At 66.1% G+C, this 20328-nt stretch carries 17 protein-coding genes; 11 read left to right on the top strand and 6 right to left on the bottom strand.

The window, feature by feature from the left end:
* Nucleotides 1–47: 47 nt before the first annotated feature.
* The 5 genes from K1T73_RS17330 (at nt 48) to K1T73_RS17310 (ending at nt 5936) form a co-directional block, all read left to right on the top strand.
* Entirely contained in the window at nt 48–1073 is a 1026-nt protein-coding gene (locus tag K1T73_RS17330) for an extracellular solute-binding protein (protein ID WP_220601900.1), read from the top strand.
* Between the two features lie 73 nt (nt 1074–1146).
* The gene (locus K1T73_RS17325; RefSeq protein WP_259400538.1) at nt 1147–2811 is read left to right on the top strand and encodes an amidohydrolase; all 1665 of its coding nucleotides are present in this window, start codon (nt 1147–1149) and stop codon (nt 2809–2811) included.
* A gap of 269 nt (nt 2812–3080) precedes the next feature.
* The gene (locus K1T73_RS17320; protein WP_220601898.1) at nt 3081–4064 is read left to right on the top strand and encodes a TRAP transporter substrate-binding protein; all 984 of its coding nucleotides are present in this window, start codon (nt 3081–3083) and stop codon (nt 4062–4064) included.
* A 73-nt stretch (nt 4065–4137) separates the two neighbouring features.
* On the top strand, nt 4138–4680 hold the full coding sequence (locus K1T73_RS17315; RefSeq protein ID WP_220601897.1) for a TRAP transporter small permease: 543 nt from the start codon (nt 4138–4140) through the stop codon (nt 4678–4680).
* On the top strand, nt 4677–5936 hold the full coding sequence (locus tag K1T73_RS17310; RefSeq protein WP_220601896.1) for a TRAP transporter large permease: 1260 nt from the start codon (nt 4677–4679) through the stop codon (nt 5934–5936). The genes K1T73_RS17315 and K1T73_RS17310 overlap by 4 nt, the downstream gene beginning before the upstream one ends.
* A 42-nt stretch (nt 5937–5978) precedes the next feature.
* Here the strand turns inward: K1T73_RS17310 and glpK are convergent, their stop codons facing one another.
* Complete coding sequence (gene glpK, locus K1T73_RS17305; RefSeq protein ID WP_220601895.1) at nt 5979–7463, bottom strand: glycerol kinase GlpK; 1485 nt, start codon at nt 7461–7463, stop codon at nt 5979–5981.
* Between the two features lie 10 nt (nt 7464–7473).
* Nucleotides 7474–9063: a glycerol-3-phosphate dehydrogenase gene (gene glpD, locus K1T73_RS17300; RefSeq protein WP_220601894.1), complete on the bottom strand. Its 1590-nt coding sequence runs from the start codon at nt 9061–9063 to the stop codon at nt 7474–7476.
* A gap of 312 nt (nt 9064–9375) precedes the next feature.
* Between glpD and K1T73_RS17295 the strand changes: the two genes are divergently transcribed.
* The 4 genes from K1T73_RS17295 to K1T73_RS17280 all read left to right on the top strand — a co-directional run bounded on the left by K1T73_RS17295 (nt 9376) and on the right by K1T73_RS17280 (nt 14573).
* Nucleotides 9376–11325: a nucleoside-diphosphate sugar epimerase/dehydratase gene (locus tag K1T73_RS17295; protein WP_220601893.1), complete on the top strand. Its 1950-nt coding sequence runs from the start codon at nt 9376–9378 to the stop codon at nt 11323–11325.
* 104 nt (nt 11326–11429) lie between these two features.
* Nucleotides 11430–12083: a protein-L-isoaspartate O-methyltransferase gene (locus tag K1T73_RS17290; protein ID WP_220601892.1), complete on the top strand. Its 654-nt coding sequence runs from the start codon at nt 11430–11432 to the stop codon at nt 12081–12083.
* Nucleotides 12084–12118: 35 nt separating this feature from the next.
* Nucleotides 12119–13555, top strand: a complete 1437-nt coding sequence (locus K1T73_RS17285) for a TolC family outer membrane protein (RefSeq protein ID WP_220601891.1) — start codon at nt 12119–12121, stop codon at nt 13553–13555.
* Between the two features lie 118 nt (nt 13556–13673).
* Entirely contained in the window at nt 13674–14573 is a 900-nt protein-coding gene (locus tag K1T73_RS17280; RefSeq protein ID WP_220601890.1) for a hypothetical protein, read from the top strand.
* Here K1T73_RS17280 and K1T73_RS17275 read toward each other — a convergent pair whose 3' ends face one another.
* Both K1T73_RS17275 and K1T73_RS17270 read right to left on the bottom strand, forming a co-directional pair.
* Complete coding sequence (locus K1T73_RS17275) at nt 14574–16031, bottom strand: cobyric acid synthase (RefSeq protein ID WP_220601889.1); 1458 nt, start codon at nt 16029–16031, stop codon at nt 14574–14576. It lies immediately after the preceding gene.
* Between the two features lie 87 nt (nt 16032–16118).
* Nucleotides 16119–16442 (bottom strand): DUF6280 family protein, encoded by a 324-nt coding sequence (locus K1T73_RS17270; protein WP_220601888.1) that lies wholly within the window; start codon nt 16440–16442, stop codon nt 16119–16121.
* A 218-nt stretch (nt 16443–16660) separates the two neighbouring features.
* Here K1T73_RS17270 and efp point away from each other — a divergent pair, with 218 nt between their 5' ends.
* Nucleotides 16661–17224: an elongation factor P gene (gene efp / locus K1T73_RS17265; RefSeq protein ID WP_220601887.1), complete on the top strand. Its 564-nt coding sequence runs from the start codon at nt 16661–16663 to the stop codon at nt 17222–17224.
* A 9-nt stretch (nt 17225–17233) separates the two neighbouring features.
* Here the strand turns inward: efp and K1T73_RS17260 are convergent, their stop codons facing one another.
* Nucleotides 17234–17965 (bottom strand): folate-binding protein YgfZ, encoded by a 732-nt coding sequence (locus K1T73_RS17260; RefSeq protein ID WP_220601886.1) that lies wholly within the window; start codon nt 17963–17965, stop codon nt 17234–17236.
* 68 nt (nt 17966–18033) lie between these two features.
* Between K1T73_RS17260 and K1T73_RS17255 the strand changes: the two genes are divergently transcribed.
* A complete protein-coding gene (locus K1T73_RS17255; protein ID WP_220601885.1) occupies nt 18034–18705 on the top strand; it encodes a TIGR04283 family arsenosugar biosynthesis glycosyltransferase in 672 nt (223 codons plus the stop codon).
* Between the two features lie 111 nt (nt 18706–18816).
* On the opposite strand, the gene tig is transcribed toward K1T73_RS17255, so the two are convergent.
* Entirely contained in the window at nt 18817–20148 is a 1332-nt protein-coding gene (gene tig, locus K1T73_RS17250; RefSeq protein ID WP_220601884.1) for a trigger factor, read from the bottom strand.
* Between the last annotated feature and the right edge of the window lie 180 nt (nt 20149–20328).

Below are 20328 nucleotides of genomic sequence, written 5' to 3'. Positions count from 1 at the left end.
CTCAATCCTGGCCCCGGACCGGGGCCGACAATCAGGGAGATCGAAAAATGAGAAAAATCTTTATGACGGCCAGCGCCCTGGCCTTCGCCGCCGGTGCGGTGCAGGCCGAGGGAGAGCTCAACATCTACAACTGGGGCAACTATACGAGCCCGGAGTTGATCGAGAAGTTCGAGAAGGAACACGATATCGACGTCACGATTACGGATTACGATTCGAACGATACGGCACTGGCCAAGCTCAAGGCCGGAGGTGCCGGCTTCGACATCGTGGTGCCGTCGGGCACCTACGTGCCGATCTTCATCTCCGAAGGCGTGCTGATGAAGTCCAATCCCAACGAGCTCGAGAACTTCAAGAACGTGGACCAGCGCTGGGTCGACGTGGAGTTCGATCCGGGCCGGGAATACACGGTGCCGTGGCTTTGGGGCACGGTCGGCGTGAGCGTCAACACGAGCGTCTATGACGGCGACATCAACACCGCCGCGATCGTGGTCGAACCGCCCGAGGAGCTTCGGGGCAAGATCAACGTCGTCCCCGAGATGAACGATCTCATGGGTGTGAGCATCAAGTATTTCGGCGGCGAGCAGTGCAGCAGCGACAAGGAGCTTCTGAAGAAGGTTCGCGACTCTCTGGTCGAGGCCAAGCAGCACTGGATCTCGATGGCCTACGGCAATATCGAGCGGCTTGCGAACGAGGACATCGCCGCGACGCTGAACTGGAACGGCGCCTCGATGCGCGCCCGGCTTCAGAACGAGGATATCGCGTTCGGCTATCCGCAGACCGGTTTCCCGATCTGGATGGATAACGCGGCGATCACCGCTGACGCGCAGAATGTCGAGAACGCCAAGCTCTTCCTGAACTTCATCATGGATCCCGAGAACGCGGCGCTGAACTCCAATTTCGCCCGCTATGCGAACGGGATCGCGGGCAGCGAGGAATACATGGACGAAGTGATGGCCTCCGCGCCCGAAGTCGTCATTCCCGAGGAACTGGCCGATGCGGGATATATCGCCAAGACCTGCCCGCCCGAGGTTCAGGCGATCTACTCGAAGATCTGGACCGAACTGACCAAGTAAGACGACGTATGACCGGAGCGCGGCCCTCCTTCAAGCGGGGGCCGCGTTCGCGTTTGCAGGAGTGGGAGGCGTGATGGAAAAGGTGGACAGGATCATCGTGAACGGGCGGCTTCTGACCTTCGAGGACGGGTGCCCCCAGGCGGAAGCCCTTGCAATCGGCGGCGGGCGGATCGTGGCCGTGGGCTCGACCTCGGAAATGCGGGCTCTGGCCGGACCGGACACGCGCATCACGGACGCGCAGGGCGGCACGGTTCTGCCGGGCTTCATCGACAGCCACGTGCACATCTTCGGCGGATCGGTCGAGCTCGAGACGCTGAGCCTCAAGGGCGTCACGGGCCGCGACAACGTGGCCCGCGTGGTGCGGGAGGAGGCGGCGGCACGGCCCGAGGCGCCGCTCGTCTTCGCGGTCCAGGCGGATTACGGCATCTTCGGCGAGCGGCACGGGACGACACGCCACGACCTCGACGCGATCCTGCCCGACCGGCCGCTGGCCATGTATTCGCCCGATTATCACACCGTCTGGGCGAGCACCGCCGCGCTGGAACTGGCGGGCCTGCTTCGCGGGGGCGACACCGTGGCGGGATCGCGCATCGTCATGGGCGAGGACGGTCTTGCCACCGGCGAGTTGCAGGAGCCGGGCGCCTTCGGTCCACTCCTGCGCTACACCCGGCATGGCGGACGCGAGAAGGCTGGCATCGCGACCGGCCGCGACCCCGAGCCCGCGCCGACCGCGGCGGAACGCGCAGCCGACCGCGAGGCGATCCGGCGCGGCCTCGCCCATTGCGCCGCGCATGGAATCACCGGCCTGCACAACATGGATGGCAATCCCTACCAGATGGAGCTCCTGGCCGAGCTCGAGGCCGAGGGCGCGCTCCCCTGCCGGATCGAGGTGCCGTTTCACTTCAAGGCATTCGACGAACTGGACCGTTTCGAGGAAGCCGAGGAGATGCGCCGGCGCTGGAGAAGTGACCGACTGTGGTGCAACCGCGTGAAGATGTTCGTGGATGGCGTGATCGAGAGCCACACCGCGTTGATGCTCCGCCCCTATCCCGGCACCGACCATTGCGGTGATGCGGTCTTCGCGCCCGAACATTTCAACGCGGCCTGCATCGAGGCGGACAGGCGTGGGTTCCAGATCGCGGTGCATGCCATCGGCGATCTGGCCGTCCGCCGCACGCTCGACGGCTATGCCGCCGCGCGGGCCACCAACGGCGCGCGCGACGCGCGGCACAGGGTCGAGCATATCGAGGTGCTGCATCCCGACGACCTGCCGCGCTTTGCCGAGCTTGGCGTTGTCGCGTCGTATCAGCCCGTCCACGCGGCGGCGGGCCACGTCTATCCGCCCGAGGCGGTGGGGGTGCATCTGCATGACGATCAGAAGCGGCTGGCCTATGCGTGGCAGGACATGCGGGCCAGCGGCGCGCGGGTGTGCTTCTCGACCGACTGGCCGGTGGTGGGCGTGAACCCGATGACCAACCTGCGCGCCGCTGTCGCTCCGCGCCGGTTGCCGCCGCCCTGGGGGCAACAGGCGCAGGGATTGCACGACGCGCTGGCGTCGATGACCCGTGACAACGCTTGGGTGGAATTTGCCGAGGATCGCAAGGGACGGCTCGCGCCCGGCTACGTGGCGGATATCGTCGTGATGCGCGACGATCTCGAGGCGATGGACCCCGATGGGTTCGAGGAAACGGGCGCGGCGATCACGCTATCGGGCGGGGAGGTGACGTTCGCGGCGTGATATAATCAGAACGGATAGCCGATTTCGAGATTGCCGATTGAGGTGATACCGCGATCTTCTCATAGTTTCGCGGTCGGAGAGGGTGAAGTCTTGTATATGGTTCGGGAAACGGGTGACATGAACCTCGGGACATCGTTACGAGCCGCCGGTCGCAGGGGAACAGCTTGACGCGGCCGAGCGGTATCGCTTCGGTCCATCCGGAGAAACCAGCCGTCCGAAAGCCGGCTCGGAACAAGACAAAAGACCACAGAAGGAACAGGGAGACAGACATGAACAAACGTATCAAGAGCCTCGTGGGCGTCGCCGCCGCACTGGTCGCCGTCACGGGCGCCACCACGGCCATGGCCAAGGACTTCCGTCTCGGCCTCATCACGCCGCCGCCGCATATCTGGACCAAGGCCGCCGAAGCCTTCGGCGAGGAGCTGGCCGAGAAGTCCGGCGGCGCGCATAGCGTCACGGTCTTCCCCGCGCGGCAGTTGGGCGACGAGGCCGAGATGCTGCAACAGTTGCAGACCGGCGCGCTCGACATGGCATTCATGACGGTGGCCGAGGTGTCGAACCGCGCGCCCGATCTGGGTGCGTTCTATGCGCCCTATCTCGCGAACGACATCGCGCATGCGGGCCGCATCCTGCGCACCGATACGGCCAAGGGCCTGCTCGACGACCTGCCCGGCAAGGTGGGCGTCGTCGGTGTCGGATACGGCATGGCGGGCCTGCGCCAGATCGTGAGCCGCGACGCCGTCGAGACGGCCGGCGATCTCGAGGGCAAGAAGCTCAGGATCACGCCGTTCGAGCCGATCCTCGACTTCTACAACGCCATGGGCGCCGCCCCGACTCCGATGCCGCTTCCCGCGGTCTATGACGCGCTCGCCAACGGGCAGGTGGACGCGATCGACATGGATGCCGAGCTGATATGGAAGCTGAAATACTATGAACATGCCGACACCGTGGTCGAATCGAACCACATGATGTTCCCGATGGTGGGCCTCGTGTCCGCGAAGGTCTGGAGCGGGATGTCGGACGAGGATCGCGAAATGGTGCGTGAACTGATGGCCAAGCATGTCGACAGTTGCATCGACAGCTATGTCGCGAAAGACCAGGAATGGCTGACGCAGGTCGAGGAGACCGGAACGAATTACATCGTTGTCGGCCCGGACTTCTTCGGCGACGCGATCGACCAGTGGAACGCCAAGTGGTCGGAGAAGTCGGCGGCGCTGGACGATCTGCGCGCCGCGGCGGAAGAGACCAGGTAAGGCGTCCCGCAGGGGCGAACATCAGGGGGGCGCGACCTTGGCCGCGCCCCCGGCATTTGGGGGCATATGACACATGCTGAAACGCGTATCCGCAGCCTGGGCCCGGATCGAGCTGGCCGTGGCGGCGTGTCTCGCGGTGGGCGTGACGCTCCTCATCCTGCTCAATGTCGTGACCCGCTACATGGGAAACGCGCTCTACTGGGTGGATGAGGCGGCGATCTACGCGATGATCTGGATGACCTTCCTCGGCGCATCGGCCGCCGTGCATTACGGGAACGCGGTGGCGATCACCATCCTGACGGACGTTCTTCCACGCACTCTGAAATGGGGCGCGGCCAAGCTGGTGGACGCGATCATCTTCGCCTTCGCGCTTTTCCTGCTGTGGTTCTGCTGGCGCTGGTTCGCGCCTCTCGATCTTGCCCGCGCGGGATTCGACATCGCGACGTTCCAGTCGAGCACCTTCAATTTCGTCTATGCCGAGCCGACGCTCACGATCGGGATCCCGAAATACATCGTCTGGCTGATCATGTGGCTTTTCGCGCTGGGCGCGACGCTGCACAGCCTGGCACATCTTCTCGACTTCTCGCCCGTCAGGGAGGCGCCCGACACGCCATGACGCCGCTCATTTTCGCCTTCAAGCTTTTCATCGCCGTGCCGGTCGCGATCGTCCTCGCGATGACCGCGATCTGGTATATCTGGGAAAGCGACAACGTCATCCTCTATGACAGCTTCGCGCAGAAGATGTTCGCGGGGATCGAGAATTACGGTCTGCTGGCCATTCCGCTCTTCATGCTCACGGGCGAATTGATGAACGAGGGCGGCATGACCAAGCGCCTGATCGACGCGGCGCGTGTCTTCGTTGGCGGCTTCCGGGGCGGGCTTGCCTATATCAACCTCGTGGCCAACATGTTCATGGCGGCGATCATCGGCTCGGCGCCCGCGCAGATCGCGGTGATGAGCCGCGCCATGGTGCCGACGATGGAGAAGGAGGGCTACGACCGGGGCTTCGCGGCGGCGAGCACGGCGGCAGGCGGGCTTCTCGCGCCGGTGATCCCGCCCTCGATGATCTTCGTCATCTTCGGCGTGCTGGCGCAGGTGCCCATCGGGGACATGTTCCTCGCCGGGATCATCCCGGGCCTGATGCTCGTCGCGGGGTTCGCGGCCGTCATCACCCTCATCGGGCTCAGGCAGCAGTTTCCGCGCGGCGAATGGATGAGCGCGGGCGAGGCCGGCATGGCACTCCTGCGATGCCTTCCCGCCGCCCTCATCCCGATGGCAATCATCGGCGGCATTCTCTTCGGCGTGGCGACGCCCACGGAATCGGCGGCGGTCGCCTCGCTGATCGCGTTCCTGGTGGGATGGCTCGTCTATGGCGAGCTCGAGCCGCGCAACCTCTTTCGCATGTTCCAGCGCACGGCCATCAACGCGTCGATGATCATCTTCATGATCGCGGCGGCAAGCGTGTTCGGCTGGGTCGTGATCTACGAGGCGTTGCCGCAGAAGCTCGCCGCGCTCATCACCGCGATCACCGAGAATCCCTTCGTCTTCCTGCTGATCGTCAACCTCATCCTGCTCTTCGTCGGCATGTTGATCGACGGCATCGCGGCGGTGATCCTCATCACTCCGATCCTTCTGCCCATCGCGATGAACTCCTACGATATCAGCCCCTACCAGTTCGGCGTGGTGATCTGCCTCAACCTCGTGCTGGGTCTGCTGACACCGCCCGTCGGCATCGGCCTCTATATCGCGGCGTCGATGAGCGACACGTCGGCGGGGCGCATCCTGCGTTCGCTCTGGCCATTTCTCATCGCGGTGGCGGTAGTGCTGGTGCTGCTGAGCTACTTCCCCAGCCTGTCCCTCGCGCTCATCTGACGCGCGACTTGCGCCGGCAGGCTCCGGACGCCCCACCCCGCGTCAGACCGAGCGCGTTGCCGCAACCGCCCGCTGCCAGCGTGCATAGGCGGCGTCGCGCGTGTCGGGGTCCATATCGGGCTCGAACCGACGGTCGAGCGCCCAGCTCTCGGCGAAGGCTTCGCATCCCGGGTAGACGCCCGCCTGCATCCCGGCCAGCCACGCCGCGCCGAGGGCCGTGGTCTCGAGCACGCCGGGCCGGTCCACCGGGGCGTCGAGAATGTCGGAGAGAAACTGCATCGTCCAGTCCGACGCGCTCATACCGCCATCAACACGCAGTACCGCGCCTGTCGATGCGGTCCAGTCGGCGCGCATCGCCTCGAAAAGGTCGCGCGTCTGAAACCCTACGCTTTGCAGCGCCGCGCGGGCCATCTCCGCGCGACCCGTGGCCCGTGTGAGGCCGAAGACCGCACCACGCGCCTGCGCGTCCCAATGGGGCGCGCCGAGCCCGGTGAAAGCGGGCACGATGATGACATCCTGTTCGGGATCGGCGGTTTCGGCCAGCGCCTGCGTCTTCTTCGCCGCCTCCACGATGCCCAGCCCGTCGCGCAGCCATTGCACCACGGCGCCCGCAACGAAGATCGAGCCTTCGAGCGCATATGTCGGGGTGCCGTCCAGTTGGTAGGCAATGGTCGTCAGAAGCCGGTTGCGCGAGCGCACGGCCTCGGACCCGGTGTTGAGCAGCGCGAAGCACCCCGTGCCATAGGTCGCCTTCATCATTCCCGGCGCGAAGCACGCCTGTCCGATCGTCGCCGCCTGCTGGTCCCCGGCAACGCCGAGTATCGGGATCGGTGCGCCGAATAGGTCGGGATCGGTCGTGCCGTAATCCGCCGCGCAGTCGCGCACCTCGGGCAGCATCTTCATGGGGATGTCGAGCAGGTCGCAGATCTCCTCGCTCCACGCGCCGCGATGGATGTCGTAAAGCAGCGTTCGCGACGCGTTGGTGGCATCGGTCGCATGAACGCGCCCACCCGTCAGGTGCCAGATGAGGAAGCTGTCGACCGTGCCGAACAGAAGCTCCCCGCGGGCGGCACGGTCCCGCGCGCCCGCGTGCCGGTCGAGCAGCCAGCGAAGCTTGGTGCCCGAGAAATACGGGTCGAGAAGCAACCCGGTGCGTGCGGTGATCGTCTCTTCATGTCCCTCCTCGCGCAGCGCCCGGCACATGTCGGCGGTGCGCCGGTCCTGCCAGACGATAGCGCGGTCCAGCGGTGCGCCGGTCGCGGCATCCCAGACAAGCGTCGTCTCGCGCTGGTTGGTGATGCCGATGCCGGCGATACGGTCGGCCGTCACCCCGGCCTTCTTCATCGCGCCGCGACAGGTCTCGCGCACGGTGCTCCAGATCTCGCCGGGGTCATGTTCGACCCAGCCCGAAGCGGGAAAATGCTGCGTGAACTCGCGCTGGTCCGTCGCCACGGGCGCGAGGGCCTCGTCGAAGACGATCGCGCGGCTCGAGGTCGTGCCCTGATCTATGGCGAGGATGCGGGTCATCGCCTGCAGCCTAGCCGCGCGCAGCCGGCCGGTCCACGCCCTTCATCCACGCGTCGACCTCGGCGATCTCGTCCGCCGACATGCGCAGGCCAAGCCGCGTGCGGCGCCACACCACGTCCTCCGCGTCGCGGGCATATTCCCGCGTCATGAGCCAGCGCAGTTCCGCCTCCGACAGCCCCGCGCCGAACGCCCTGCCCAGGTCGTCGTGGCTGCGCGCCTGGCCCAGAATGTCCCACGCCTCGGTGCCGTGGCAACGGAAGAGGCGCAGCGCGTGGTCATGACCCAGAAACGGGTAATCACGCCCCAGTTGCGCGCACAGCTCGTCCGCCTTTTCGACGGCGAAGTCACCACCGGGAAGGGACATGCCCGCCGTCCAGTCGCCCGCCATCGCGGGAAAGAACGGCGCGAGTTCCGCGAGCGCCGCCTCGGCCAGGCGGCGATAGGTCGTGATCTTGCCGCCGAAGATGTTCAGCAGCGGCGCCGGTCCGTCGGTGTTCAGGCTGAGCACGTAGTCGCGCGTCGCCGCCGTGGGGGATTTCGAGCCATCGTCATAAAGCGGCCTCACGCCCGAATAGGTCCAGACGATGTCATCGCGGGTGATTTCATGTTCCAGGTAGCCATTCGCGAAGTCGATGAGGTAGTCGCGTTCCGCCGCGCTGATCTCGGGCTTCGTGTCGGGGTCGGGATGATCGGCGTCGGTGGTCCCGATCAGCGTGAACTCCTGTTCATAGGGAATCGCGAAGATGATGCGGCCGTCGGACCCTTGGAAGAAATAGGCGCGATCGTCTTCGGTGATGCGATTGACGACGATATGGCTTCCCCGGACAAGGCGGACGGCTTCGCGCGGCGTCTGGTGGGCGACGTCCCGGATCACCTCCGCAACCCAGGGCCCGCCGGCATTCACCAGCGCGCGGGCGCGCAACTCGCGTGTCAGGCCGGTATCGCTGTCGGTAAGCGTGACGCGCCACAATTCGCCGTCGCGCCGCGCCTCGGTGACGCGGGTGCGGGTGAGGATCTCGGCCCCCCGCGCCTCGGCGTCGCGGGCGTTGAGAACAACGAGCCGCGAATCCTGCACCCAGCAATCGCTGTATTCGAATCCCTTCTCGAAACTCGCCTTGAGCGGCACGCCCGCCGGGTCGCTGCGCAGGTCGAGCGTGCGCGTCCCGGGCAGGATGCCGCGCCCGCCCAGATGGTCATAGAGGAAGAGCCCCAGCCGGATCAGCCAGTCGGGTCGGCGGCCGCGAGTCCAGGGCATGAGAGCCCCCAGAAGGCGAGAGGTGGGCGTCCCGCCTTCGAAGCGCATGTCGGGATGAAGCGGCAGGACGAAGCGCAGGGGCCAGCTGATATGGGGCATTGCACGCAAGAGCGTCTCGCGCTCGGCAAGGGCCTCGCGGACAAGACGGAACTCGAAATATTCCAGATAACGCAATCCACCGTGAAAGAGCTTGGTCGACGCGGACGAGGTCGCCTGGGCGAGGTCGCCCTGCTCGGCAAGAATGACCGAAAGGCCGCGCCCCGCCGCATCGCGTGCAATTCCGCACCCGTTGATTCCGCCGCCGATGACGAGGATGTCGCAATCCGGGGGCTGAGACTGGGTCATGCGGGGCGGTCGCTGCTCGAGAATGCGCTTTCAACCGGGAATACTGGATTGGCCGTCGAAGTAAACAGCGATCCGGCGCGGCGCCGGTCACGGAAAGACCCGGGACACCCGCGGGCGCCAAAGCGCCGGTGGCCCGACGAGGCTGGCCTTGCCCATTCTTATGCGTTAGTGCTCTTGCAGAATATCAACGTGAAGATGAACTCCTGAAGGTTGCATCTCAGTTTGCAATTTTGGAACGAGGGTGCGGGCCCGACCGGCATGAACCGAGGTTTGCCGCCGCCGCCCGAGTGCAAGTAGAGGGACTGTTGCCCCATGCTAGAGACCATCATCACGGGCCTTCTGCGCCTGGAGCGACGACACAAGCGCATCGTGCAGCTCGCGACCGATGCGGCCCTGATGAGTCTGAGCTTCGCGGCCGCGATGGTGCTTCGGTTCGAAAGCCTCGCACCCCTGGCACGACCCGAGGCTTGGTTGGCGATTGCGCTTGCCATTCTGCCGAGCCTGCTGATCTTCACGAAACTCGGCTTCTACCGCGCGGTGATCCGTTTCATCACGATCCGCGCGATCCAGATCGTTTTCGTCGGCATCTTCGCATCCGCGCTTATCCTCTTGCTCGTATCGCAACTTCTCGGCTTGCCTGTCCCGCGGTCGGTGCCGGTGATCTACGGGCTTCTGGCGATCTGCCTGCTGGGCGGCGTGAGGATGGCCATGCGTCGGCTCTTCGGCAGGCGGGCACGCCGTGGGCGGACGAAAGTGCTGATCTACGGGGCAGGGGCCTCGGGCCGGCAGTTGCTGAGCTCGCTCCAGCAGGGCGAGGAATACGATCCGGTCGCCTTCATCGACGACGCCGGCGAATTGCAGGGCACGGTCATCAACGGCATGCCCGTTCACGCCCCGGACAAGATCGAATCGCTCGTGGCGCTGCGTGGCGTGGAACTGGTTCTGCTCGCCCTTCCCAGCGTAAGCCGGCCGCGGCGCAAGGAAATCATCGACCGGCTCGAGGCCGTGCCGGTCCGGTTCCAGACCATCCCCGGCATGGCCGACCTGGTCTCGGGTCGCGCGCAGGTCAGCGAATTGCGCGACGTGTCCGTCGAGGATCTGCTGGGCCGGGATCCGGTTCCCGCACGGGCCGAGCTCATGGCGTCGAACATCAGCGGCAAGGTCGTGATGGTCACGGGCGCGGGCGGCTCCATCGGGAGCGAACTGTGCCGCCAGATCCTCGGTCAGGGACCCGCCACGCTCGTTTTATGGGAGATGTCCGAATTCGCGCTCTACTCGATCGAGCTGGAATTGCGCGAAAGGATCCAGCGCGAGGGGCTCGCCGTGCGGCTGGTGCCGCTGATCGGGTCCGTCCAGAACCCCGGCCGGGTGAGATCGGCGCTGCGCAGGTTCGGTGTCCAGACGATCTATCATGCTGCGGCGTACAAGCACGTCCCGCTTGTCGAGCACAACGTCGTCGAAGGCTTGCGCAACAACGTGTTCGGCACCAGAATCCTCGTGGACGAGGCGATGGATGCGGGGGTCGAAGCCTTCATCCTCATATCGACGGACAAGGCGGTGCGTCCGACGAACATCATGGGCGCATCCAAGCGACTGGCCGAGCTTGTCTGCCAGGCCGCAGCAGCCCGTGGAACGCGCACGGTGTTCTCCATGGTGCGCTTCGGAAACGTCCTCGGGTCGTCCGGCTCGGTCATCCCCCGTTTCCGGGCGCAGGTCGAGGCGGGCGGGCCGGTCACCGTGACCGCGCCGGACATCACGCGGTATTTCATGACCATCTCCGAAGCGGCGCAGCTTGTGATTCAAGCCGGCGCGATGGCGCAGGGCGGCGATGTTTTCGTCCTCGACATGGGCGAGCCCATTCGCATCGTCGACCTTGCCGAGCGCATCATACGGCTGAGCGGTTTCGTGCCCTATCGCGAAGACGCGCCACGCGGCGAGGATGGCCAACCTCCCGGCGATATCGAGATACGGTTCACGGGGCTGCGGCCCGGTGAGAAGCGGTTCGAGGAATTGCTGATCGGACGTGCCGCCCGCCCGACGCTCCATCCCCGGATCATGACGGCGACCGAGGAAAAGCTGACGCCTTCGGAACTCGACGCGCTGCTCGACCGGCTTCTCGAGGCATGCCTCCGTCAGGATGTGGCAAGGCTGCGGTCCCTCATCAGCGCGGCTCCCACCGGGTACAAGCCGGATCGCAAGATCGCCGACCTCCTCTGGGGGCAGGACGCGGTCTCGGAGCCCCGTCGGCGTGTGGCCAATTGACACTTCGCCTGCCTGCCGGTGGCACGGGCATGGCGCTTCCCGTTGCCCCCCCACACCGGATGTGCGAAGGTGAAACGACAGTTTCGAACCGATGAGTTTAACCCATGACCGACTACGCCGCGCGGCGCACGATGATGGTGGATACACAGGTCCGCCCGTCGGACGTCACCAAGTTTCCGATCATCGACGCGATGCTTTCCGTTCCGCGCGAGGCATTCGTGCCCGCGTCGCTGCGCGAGGCGGCTTACGTGGGCGAAAACGTCCCGCTTGGCGGCAACCGGGTGATCCTCGAGCCGCGCACCCTCGCCAAGATGCTCGACGCGCTCGATATCGGGCCTGACGACATGGTGCTCGATGTGGGCTGCGGCCTGGGCTATTCGTCGGCCGTGATGGCGCGGATGGCCGAGGCGGTCATCGCCGTCGAGGAAGACGAGGACATGGCGGGCGAGGCACAGGCCATCCTGATGGAGCAGGGTGCCGACAACGTCGTGCTGCACCAGGGCGCGCTGACCGAAGGCGCGCCGCAGCATGGCCCGTATGACGTCATCGTCCTCGAGGGCGCCGTGGCGCATCTGCCCGACGCGATCACCGCGCAGCTCAAGGAAGGGGGACGCATCGCGTGCCTGTTTTCCGAAGGGGCGCTCGGGGTGGTTCGTATCGGCTACAAGATCGACGGTCACATGACATGGCGCGATATTTTCAACGCGGGTGCACCGGTATTGCCCGGATTCGAGAAGCACGCAGCATTCACTTTCTAGACAGGGCGTCGTGGGCGCGGGGATTGGAACAGAAAATGACAGCGTTCAACAAGGCATTTCACGGCGCCCGGCGCGTGATCCGGGTCTCGGTCGCGGGGGCGATCTTCGCCGCGGGCCTCTCGGCGCAGGCGCAGTCGGAGACCCTGGCCGACGCGCTGGTCGATGCCTACAGGAACTCGGGCCTGCTCGATCAGAACCGCGCGCTTCTGCGCGCGGCGGACGAGGAAGTGGCGCAGACCGTGGCGGGGTTGCGGCCGATCATGAACTGGACCGCCGACGTGACACGGACCTTCTCGGAAGGCCGAGGCGGAACGCCCGGCCTCGGAACCGTCCGAAGCGGTGACACGGACGCGAACCTGGGACTGTCGGCCGAACTCCTCCTCTACGATTTCGGGCGCACCCGCTTCCAGGTCGAAGCGGCCAAGGAGAACGTCCTCGCGACCCGGCAGACGCTGGTCGGGATCGAGCAGCAGGTGCTCCTCCGGGCGGTTCAGGCCTTCATGAACGTCAATCGCAACTACGAACTCGTCTCGCTGCGCGAGAACAACCTGCGGCTTATCGGCGAGGAACTTCGCGCCGCCCGCGAACGCTTCGAAGTGGGAGAGGTCACGCGAACCGACGTGGCCCAGGCCGAGGCCCGCCGCGCGGAATCCGAAAGCCAGCTTGCCGTCGCGCGGGGCGATCTGTCGCAGGCGATCGAGGAATATACCGCCGCGATCGGCCATCCCCCGCAGCGCCTGACATCCGCCGGGCCGCTGCCCACGCTCGACCGGTCCGAGGAGTCGGCCAAGATCGTCGCCCTGCGTCACCACCCCGATATCCGCAAGGTGCAGCACGACATCGCCGCGGCCGAGCTGAACGTGCGAGCGGCGGAAGCGGCGATGAAGCCGCGCGTGTCGCTGAACGGCACGCTTGGCTTGAACGAGGAACTCAATTCCGATTCCTATGGCCGCAACGGCTCCTTCGGGGTCAACGTGACCGGGCCGATCTACCAGGGCGGACGTCTCAGCGCGACTGTGCGGCGGACCATCGCGCAGCGTGATGCGCTCCGCGGTGCGCTGCATGTCACGCGCCACACGGTGCGGGCCGACGTGGGCATCGCCTATGCCGTGCTGCGCGCCGCCCGCGCGCAGGTCGAGGCGAGCCGTGCGCGCATCCGCGCGGCCCGGGTCGCGTTCCGCGGCGTGCAGGAGGAGGCCAAGGTCGGCTCGCGCACGACGCTCGACGTGCTCAACGCCGAGCAGGAGCTTCTCGACGCGCAGGCCACTCTCATTTCCGCCCAGGCCGATGTCTATATCGCGGCCTATGCCGTGCTCGAATCCATGGGGCAGTTGACCGTGCGCGATCTCAACCTCGCCGTTCAGACCTATGATCCGGCCGCCTATTACAACCTCGTCAAGGACGCGCCCACCGTCACCAGCAGGCAGGGTCAGAAGCTCGACCGGGTCCTGAAGGCGCTCGGCAAGGAATAATTCGGGTTCCCGGCGCGGATACCGCTCCTTTCAAGTTTGATGCGAAACCGGCGGGCCTCCGTGTTGTGCCGAAAGCCGGTCGGCGATACACTGGGGCGAGGCAAGAGTGGTAGTAGACATGTCGGACCCCGTCACCAATGTGGAGATCGAGGACGTTCTGTCCTCCATCCGGCGTCTCGTGTCGGGCGAGGACAAGAAGCCCGCGGACAAGAGCGCCGACGCCGCCGAATCGCGATCGTCGGACAGCGCCGAGGCCGGCAGCGACCGGCTTGTCCTGACACCCTCGCTGCGGGTCGATCCTGCGAAGGACGCAGGCGGCGAAGCGCCTCCCGACTCACAGTCGCCCGACACGCGGGACTCCGGCCAGCCGGACCAGGCCGAAACGGAACTCCATCACGAAGACGACGCGCCCGAGACCGCGCCCGCCGACCGCGACGAGGACGACGCGACGAACGAGGCTGCGCCCGAGACACTCGTCATGACCTCCGACGCGCTTGTCTCGACCGCGGCCGAAGATGCGCTCAAGGCCCGCGTCGCCGAGATGGAGATCGCCGTGGCCGCCCGCGAGGAAGAGTGGGAGCCCGATGGCCTCAGCGAGGGGGCCAACGCAGGCGGGCCGGTCGAGCCGCTCCCATGGGAGGATTACGAGCCCGAAGACGCACCCGGCCAGGAATCGCTCGACGCGCTCGAAGACGATTCGGACGAGTCCGAAGGGACGTCTGACGCGGACCCCGCCGAGAGCGGCGGAACATGGGACACCGACGAAGCCGCCGACGGCGAGCCGATGGCCGATCCGGCGCCGATGGACCTTGGTGAAGGGCTGCGGTCCGAGCGGCGTGACCGCCGTGACGAGGCGGGCGCCGAAGACATCCTCGACGAGGAGACCCTGCGCGAACTCGTGGCCGAGATCGTGCGGGAGGAACTCCAGGGTACCCTTGGCGAGAAGATCACGCGGAACGTGCGCAAGCTGGTCCGGCGCGAGATCCATCGCGCCCTCGCCATCCAGGACCTCGAGTGATCATGCCGTCGCTGGCAGCTCCGCAAGGCTGAGCAGCAGATCGAGATCCATGTGCGCCTCGAGATGCGCGGCCAGTGCATCCAGCGTGGCCTCGACACCTTCCTCGAAACGAAGTCCTGACGCCGCACCCCCGGGCGCCAGATAGGCACTCCGAAACCGGTCGGACGCGAAAAGACCGTGCAGATAACACCCGCGGACCCGCCCGGTCCGGTCGGCTGCACCATCGGGGCGTCCGTCGATCTCAAGCCATGCCCGCGTGCAGTCCGGGCCGGTGGTGCGCCCGAGATGTATCTCGTAGCCGGTCACGGGCGTTCCGGTCAGGCGGCACCACGCCTCGGTCTCGCGCAGCCGCTTCTCGGGGTGCATCACCGTTTCGACATCGAGATGCCCCAGCCCCTCGACCCGCCAGGCGGTGCCCTCGATGCCCGCCGGATCTTCGATCCAGCGCCCGAGCATCTGGTAGCCGCCGCAAAGCCCGATCACCTCGCCGCCCCGCCGGATATGCGCGGCAAGGTCGATATCCCATCCCTCGGCTCGGAACTGCGCGAGGTCGGCGATGGTCGACTTGCTTCCCGGAATGAACACCAGCGACGCGTCACCGGGCAACGGACGCCCGGGTTCGATGATCTCGACCGAGACACCGGGCTCGGCGGCAAGGGGGTCGAGATCGTCGAAATTCGCGATCCGGCCAAGGCGCGGCACCGCGACCTTGAACGCGCCACCCGGACGCGACGCCAGGTCGAGCGCATCCTCGGCCGGAAGTCGCCATGCCGCCTCGAACCACGGCACGACGCCCAGCGATGGCCAGCCCGTGCGCGCCTCGATCTCGTCGAGCCCGCCGCTGAACAGCGCGATGTCGCCCCGGAACTTGTTGATCGCGAAGCCACGGATGCGCCCCGCGTCCCCGGCCGCCAGAACCGCCTGCGTCCCGACGATCTGCGCGATCACGCCGCCGCGGTCGATATCGCCCACCAGGATCACGGGAACGCCCGCCGCCTCGGCAAACCCCATGTTGGCGATGTCGCCTTCGCGCAGGTTGATCTCGGCGGGGCTTCCGGCCCCCTCGACCAGGACGAGTTCAGCGTCGGAGCAGAGCCGCCGGAAACTCTGGAGAACCGGCACCAGCAGCGATTGTCTCGCCCGGCCGAAATCGCGGGCCTGCGTGGTGCCGACGCGCTTGCCCTGCACGATGACCTGGGCGCCCGTTTCGCTCTCGGGTTTCAGAAGGACGGGGTTCATGTCGGAATGAAGCGGGCGACGTGCCGCGCGCGCCTGAAGCGCCTGCGCGCGACCGATCTCGCCGCCATCCACGGTCACCGCCGCGTTGTTCGACATGTTCTGCGGCTTGAAAGGCGCCACCGAAAGGCCACGCCGCGTGAAGGCCCGGGCCAGCCCCGCGACAAGCATCGACTTGCCCACGTTCGATCCCGCGCCCTGGATCATGATCGCGCGCGTCATGCGACGGCCCGGCTCTCGGCCCGCATGAAAAAACCCCGCCGAACGCGTCGGCGGGGTCTATTCCGGGAATACCCGACCTGGGGCAGCTCAGGCCGCCTCGAGCGCGGCGGCGGCCGCATTGCGGCGCTCGCTCTCCTCGCGGGACAATGCGACCGAGGTGCGCACGCCCTTGGACACGAATTCCATCAGCCCGGCGACGACCCGCTCGTTGGGGTCTATACCGGCACAGCTCAGCACCTCGCGCCCGTCGCGCGACCGGGCCCAGCGGGCGATCTGTTCGGGACCATTGCCATACTTCTTGTCGTCGGAGATGGCGTCGTCCAGTGCAGCCAGTACCACGGCTGCGAAAAGTTTGCGTGCGCGATTGCCTTGCTCGTTGTTGAAAGCGGCACCGTCAACGAAATCCTTCATGATCCGTCCTTGTTTTTATTGCTCTTGTGTTTTCGGGCTTGGCGATGGTTATGACGAAGTTCGACCGATTCGGATAGGCCGCAAACGCATAGCTATTATGCGCTTGGCGCATGTCTGCTGCACGTGCAGCACGATATGTCGTCTACTTGCCCCCATGCCGTCTGCAAGATATAGACCTCGCCAGTCTCCGATCAAGTTTTCGCCAAGGTTTCGCCACAATGCCCAAGATCAACGGAAATGAAATTCGACCCGGCAACGTCCTCGACCATGACGGGGGCCTGTGGTCCGCCGTGAAGGTCGACCACGTGAAGCCCGGCAAGGGTGGCGCCTTCGCCCAGGTCGAGCTGCGCAACCTCCGCAACGGCTCGAAACTGAACGAGCGCTTCCGCAGCGCCGACAAGGTCGAGCGCGTCCGGCTCGAGCAGAAGGACCAGCAGTTCCTTTATGAAAGCGACGGCATGCTCGTCTTCATGGATTCCGAGACCTACGAGCAGATCGAGCTTCCCGCCGACATCCTCGGCGAACGGCGTCCATTCCTGCAGGACGGCATGACCATCACCGTGGAATTCTACGAAAGCGAGGCGCTGAACGCGACGCTGCCGCAGAAGGTCGTCTGCCGCATCGCCGAGACCGAGCCCGTGGTCAAGGGACAGACGGCCGCCAACAGCTTCAAGCCCGCGACGCTCGAGAACGGGGTCAAGATCATGGTGCCGCCCTTCGTCGGCCAGGACGAGGATGTCGTCGTCAACACCGAGACGATGGAGTATGCCGAGCGCGCCTAATCCGGGCGCTCACTCCGCCAGGCGCAGCGTCGCGTCCCCCGCCGTCATGTCCCCCTTGGCGCGGTCGAAGCGGAGATAGGCGATCGCCTGGCTTCCGGCCTGCGTGTAAAGCGTTCCTGTCGGCTTGTCCCCCGCCGTGATCGCCGTGCCCACCGGCGCCTCGCCCTCGATCTCGACGGTGGCAAGGCCCTTGCGAAGCTCCGTCTTGTGCTTCATCCGAGCCACCACCTCCTGCCCGACGAAACACCCCTTGCGGAAATCCACGCCGTTCAGCCGCTCGAACCCGGCCTCGAGGATATAGGTGTCGGGGGTCAGTTCGATCCCGGTCTCCGGGATGCAATGGGCCACGCGGATGCTGTCCCACCGGGTGCCGTCATCGCCGCCCTCCTCGCCGTAGAGCCGCCAGCCCAGCGCCTCGTGGCGCGGATCGGCAAAGGCTCCCTCCGGCGGCGTGCCGGTGCCCCGCCTGACCTTGACAGGCAGCTCTGCAAGCTGCACGTCGGCGCGCAGCTTGTACATCGAAAGCCGCTGCATCAGCATGTGGCCCAGCGCCTCGTCCACGTCGATCCGGATCGCGCCCTCTGCGGGCACGAGGAAGAAATCCGCCACGTATTTGCCCTGCGGCGTCAGCAACGCGGCATAGACAAGGCCATCCTTCACCTTCGAGACGTCATTGGTGACAAGACCTTGCAGGAAATCCGTGGCCTCCGAGCCGGTGATCTCGATGATGCGCCGCGTCATGTTCCCTCCCCTTCGGTTCGCCTTCTAGATATAGATCGCCCTGTCGGGCGCAACAGGGGGGCGGCAGGATGCAGGCAGGGATTTCGGTGGTGATACCCACGCTCGACGCGGGCGATGCCTTGCCCGGCTGCCTCGCGGCGCTCTCGGAAGGGGTCGAAGCGGGTCTCGTGCGGGAACTGGTCATCTCGGATGGCGGCTCGGGCGATGCCACGCGCGACATTGCCGGGACGACCGGCGCGATCCTCGTCACCGGCCCGGCCTCGCGCGGGGGGCAGATGCGGCGCGGCGCGGCGTCCGCTTCGGGCGACTGGCTGCTGTTTCTCCACGCGGACACGCGGCTGTCGCCGGGCTGGAGCGAGGCGGTGAAAGCGCGCCTCGGTGACGGGCGCCCTGGCTGGTTCCGGCTACGCTTCGACGAGGCATCGCCTGCCGCTCGGCTCGTGGCTGGCTGGGCCAACCTCCGGGCGCGTCTTTTCCGTCTGCCCTACGGCGACCAGGGCCTTCTCATCTCGCGCCGCGACTATGACGTGGCGGGCGGCTACGAGGATATCCCGCTGATGGAGGACGTGGCGCTCGCCCGCAAACTCGGTCGCCGCCTGCGCCCGCTCGATGCCACCGCGACGACCTCGGCCGAACGATACCGGCGCGAAGGCTGGCTCCGGCGCGGCGCGCGCAACCTGTCGCTGCTGCTGTGCTATCTCGCCGGCGCCGATCCGCGCGACCTCCGGGATCGCTACTGACGCGCCCCTTCTTCTTGCCCGAAATATCCCGGGAGCGCGAGGGCAGCGCCCTCGCATGAAAAAAGCCCCGGATCGCCGGATCCGGGGCCTTCCGCGTCACCTTGGGCGCGCTCACTCGTCCTCGAGTTCCTCGACCGCCTTCTGGAGCTCGTCCTTCGACACCTCCTTGTCGGTCACTTCCGCGCGTTCCAGCACGTAATCCACCACCTTCTCCTCGAAGATCGGCGCGCGCATCTGCTGTTGCATCTGCGGGTTCTGCTGCACGAACTCGAAGAACTGGCGCTCCTGGCCGGGATACTGGCGCGCCTCGTTCATGATCGCCTGCGTCATCTCGGAATCCGAGACCTGGATCTCGGCGCGGCGCCCGATCTCTGCCAGGAGAAGCCCGAGGCGCACGCGGCGCTCGGCGAGTTTCTGGTGTTCGTCCTTGACCTCGATCTCGCCGTGGTCATGACCCTTCACATCGGGGTTGTCCTCGTGCCAGAGCTGATGCGCGATCTGCTTGGCCTCCGCCTCGACCATCGAGGGCGGCAGCTCGAAGCTCACCATCTCGTCCATCTGGTCGAGAAGGCTGCGCTTCACCACCGCGCGGGCCGCACCCACATACTCGGCCTCGAGCCGTTCACGCACCTGACGCTTCAGGTCATCAAGCGACTCGGCGCCGAACTTCTGCGCGAGGTCGTCGTTGATCTCGGCGGCTTTCGGCGCCTTCACGGCCTTGACGGTGCACTTGAAGGTCGCTTCCTTGCCGGCCAGGTGCTCGGCCTGGTAGTCCTCGGGGAACGAAACGACGACGTCCTTCTCCTCGCCTTCCTTCACGCCGACAAGCTGTTCCTCGAAGCCGGGGATGAAGCTCTGCGAGCCAAGCGTCAGGGGATAGTCCTCGGCGGCGCCGCCTTCGAATTCCTCGCCGTCGACCGAGCCCACGAAGTCGATCACGACCTGGTCGCCATCCTTCGCCTTGGAGCCCTTCTTGCGATCCTCGAAGTCCTGCGCGGTCTCGGCCAGGTTTTCAAGCGCTTCGTCCACGTCCTTGTCGGAGGCCTTCACCACCATCCGTTCGAGCTTGAGCGACTTGAGATCCGGCTCGGGAATGTCGGGCAGCTTCTCGTAGGACATCTCGACATGAACATCGTCGCCCTCTTTCCAGTCCTCGTTCGTCATCTTGACGGCGGGCTCGGCGGCGGGGCGGTCGCCGCTTTCCTCGAAATGCTTCGTCATCGCGCCGTCGACGGCTTCCTGCATGGCCTCGCCCAAAACACGCTGACCGAATTGCTTCTTCAGAAGCGGCAGGGGTACCTTGCCCTTGCGAAAGCCCTTCATCTCGATCTCGGGCTGGGCTTCTTTCAGCTTCTCGGTGACCTTGTCGTCAAGTTCCTTGGCCGTGAGCACCATCTCATAGCTGCGCTTCAGCCCGTCGTTCTGGGTTTCGGTGACCTGCATCGTTCGTCCTTGTCCATTGCATTCGGGCCGCGGAGGCGTCCGCGGCGGTCAAAATCAGGGGCCCTTCTATGGCTGGGGCTGCCGGGGCGCAAGCGGAGTCTTCTCTCGCGACGGGGCCGGGCGGCCCGCATCCGCTCGCCCATGAGCGCACCGGGTTCCCGCATGACAGGGCCTCGACCA

The organism is Roseovarius sp. SCSIO 43702, assembly GCF_019599045.1.
In the GTDB taxonomy this organism is placed as follows: Bacteria; Pseudomonadota; Alphaproteobacteria; order Rhodobacterales; family Rhodobacteraceae; genus Roseovarius.
Note: the sequence above shows the minus strand (reverse complement) of the source record. Positions and strands in the feature narration are given on the sequence as shown.